Below are 2,353 nucleotides of genomic sequence, written 5' to 3' on the forward strand. Positions count from 1 at the left end.
TCAGCGAGCACGAGAAGTCTGTCAGAGCGGAACTGAGCGAAAGCGAGAAGAGAATCAGCGCCGCCATCCTCGACCACGACCGGAAGCTGTCCTCAGCCATGAGCCAGCGCACGAAAGGGATGCTGCGTATGGTCAGCCAGACGTGGCTGACCATCGTCCTGGTCTCAGTGCTGCTGATCGCTTCGAGCGCGGCCATTCTGTGGTGGCAGAGTCAGCAGATACTCGACAATTACACGACCATCCGGGAGCAGAAGAGCACGCAGGCTATGCTGTCCGAGCGGAACAGCGGCGTGCAGCTCTCGACCTGCGGCGATCAGAGACGCCGCTGCGTGAGGGTGAACCCGGAAGCGGGACGGTTCGGAGAGGATTCGAGCTGGATGATACTGGCGGGGAAATAGCACATGACGGAGCTGGAAAAACAGTTGCAGAGCGCATTAGAGCAGCTACAGCAGGACTACTCGAAAAGGCTGGACGAGTGGGAGAACGCCTTCGCGGAATGGCGGACGATGTCTGGTCTTATGCAACGGGAGAACGCGGCGCTGAGCGAGCGCGTCACGGACTTGAGCAGGCACGTGCAGAGTTTGAGCGAGCAGCTGCGCCGGTTGTCGTGAGGATGAACGGGATAGAGGCGCACCGGGAGCAGGAGCTCTCAGCGCAGCATCAGAAAGCGCTGGAGCTGGAACGATCGCAGCGGCAACGGACGTATGACGGTCCGTCGCTGTAACAAACCGGATGTAATGGGGCTTTCGGCGGAGATCTTCGCTGAAAGCTGGGTGACATTTATTCGGTTCTGACGGGGGGGGCTTCTGTGTACACTACTTCATCTGGCTGCATGTAAGTTAGTGTGTAATTGAGTGGGTTGAACGGCTTGTTGGGGATTTTGAGTTCTTCCGTGTAGGGTGAACTTTCATTAGGGCTATCTTTTGGGGTGTCACCGAATAGCGGGTAGCTGTCAAATAAATACTCATCCAGTTCGCATTCTGTAGACGTATTTAACTCATCGCTTAACGTTGCATATTCATGAGTCTGATTATATGAGTCTTCATTCACACGGTCACTCATATAATCAACGACTTTAATCAGTGTCACGTCGTTTGTTGGGGGGGCGGACGTTTTATCTATTGCTGAGCCTGCAGTGGAGTGAATATTTTTAATCGCCCCGGGCTGTGTGGCCGTCGAGCTGGCGATTACTCCCTGAAAAGTGTTGCCGTGACGGTTAAGTGGGTTGTAGAGCGGTGTTTTTGCTGCTGTGATTTGTTGTGCTGCAGTGGAGTGAATATTTTTAATCGCCCCGGGCTGTGTGCCCGTCGAGCTGGCGATTACTCCCTGAAAAGTGTTGCCGTGACGGTTAAGTGGGTTGTAGAGCGGTGTTTTTGCTGCTGTGATTTGTTGTGCTGCAGTGGAGTGAATATTTTTAATCGCCCCGGGCTGTGTGGCCGTCGAGCTGGCGATTACTCCCTGAAAAGTGTTGCCGTGACGGTTAAGTGATGACGGCGTATTTCTTACAGATGCTATGGTGGCTATAAATTTTGTGCTCATCTGTTCTGCGACGAGCGATGGGATAGTTGTATTTTTAGCTACCATGCGAACTATATTGTTGGTGGCGTTATTGATTGCTGTCATTTTTTTGTATCTGTTTGATGGCGGAATAATATTCCACATTAGCTGGCTGATTTTTTTTTTCTTCCAAAATTCGACTTCTGTATGGTGCGCGCGGTTGAATATTTCTAATGAAAGGAAGGCCTTATCGAAAGCGGTTTGGCTGGAAATCAGAGCAAATTGGTGTCTTATAAAATGACTGATTTCGAAAGAGTTATAAAAGGATCCTTGAGATCCTTTTAATCTGCGCGTAATCTCTTGCTCAGAAACGAAAAAACCCGCCAGAGGCGGGTTGATTCGTCCAGTTAGAAGTCTTCGACCTCTTCTACCTGGAGTAGGTAACTGGGTGTACAAGACCGCAATTACCAAACTGTTCTTTCAGTGTAGCCGCAGTCAGGCCACTACTTCAAGACCTCTTTAGATACCTTCTTGTACACCCCTGTTACCAATGGCTGCTGCCAATGGCGTTTTTGCGTGTCCGTCCGGGTTGGACTCAAGACGATAGTTACCGGATGAGGCGCAGCAGTCGGGCTGAACGGGGGGTTCGTGCATACAGTCCAGCTTGGAGCGAACTGCCTTCCCGGAACTGAGTGTCAGGCGTGGAATGAGACAAACGCGGCCATAACAGCGGAATGACACCGGTAAACCGAAAGGCAGGAACAGGAGAGCGCACGAGGGAGCTACCAGGGGGAAACGCCTGGGATCTTTATAGTCCTGTCGGGTTTCGCCGCCACTGATTTGAGCGTCAGATTTC

General features: G+C 51.8%; 4 protein-coding genes. 2 read left to right on the forward strand and 2 right to left on the reverse strand.

Features of this window, described 5'->3' with window-relative positions:
- The coding region (locus F7Q90_RS25265; protein WP_151161148.1) for an MbeB family mobilization protein at positions 1-398 on the forward strand (398 nt) is incomplete at its 5' end.
- Between the two features lie 3 nt (positions 399-401).
- Positions 402-611 carry an MbeD family mobilization/exclusion protein gene (locus F7Q90_RS25270; RefSeq protein WP_141119430.1) on the forward strand — a complete coding sequence of 70 codons (210 nt, stop codon included), beginning with the start codon at positions 402-404 and terminating at the stop codon, positions 609-611.
- A gap of 169 nt (positions 612-780) precedes the next feature.
- On the opposite strand, the gene F7Q90_RS25275 is transcribed toward F7Q90_RS25270, so the two are convergent.
- On the reverse strand, positions 781-1,968 hold the full coding sequence (locus F7Q90_RS25275; RefSeq protein ID WP_151161150.1) for a hypothetical protein: 1,188 nt from the start codon (positions 1,966-1,968) through the stop codon (positions 781-783).
- Between the two features lie 48 nt (positions 1,969-2,016).
- Positions 2,017-2,353 (reverse strand): hypothetical protein (locus F7Q90_RS27480; RefSeq protein WP_249042841.1); only part of this gene is annotated, 337 nt, incomplete at its 5' end.

This window comes from Pantoea stewartii subsp. stewartii, from assembly GCF_008801695.1.
GTDB classification, from domain to species: Bacteria; Pseudomonadota; Gammaproteobacteria; order Enterobacterales; family Enterobacteriaceae; genus Pantoea; species Pantoea stewartii.